The 229-nt window shown below is 30.1% G+C and carries 1 protein-coding gene; it reads left to right on the top strand.

The window, feature by feature from the left end; all coding sequences use genetic code 11:
- Positions 1–229 (top strand): hypothetical protein (locus ACY2RW_RS16520; RefSeq protein WP_490123809.1); only part of this gene is annotated, 229 nt, incomplete at both ends.

The following is a 229-nucleotide window of genomic DNA, read 5'->3' as shown; positions in this document are numbered from 1 at the left end:
CTATAATTTTATTTATACATCAGTAGCTTACAATAGCAATACCTATTTGTCAGGAAGAGATTCTGGTACAGAACAGTTTAAGTTAATTCCGCAAATTTCTTATTATCACTCTTCAGGTTTTAATGCCAGTATTTCTGGAGTCTATTACCAAAATTCTGACCCACATTGGGATTTTACAAGTGTTTCTTTAGGGTATTTAAATACTTTAGGAAAAAGTAATAGCATTATT

It is taken from the genome of Polaribacter sp. 2305UL8-11 (assembly GCF_058147165.1).
Note: the sequence above shows the minus strand (reverse complement) of the source record. Positions and strands in the feature narration are given on the sequence as shown.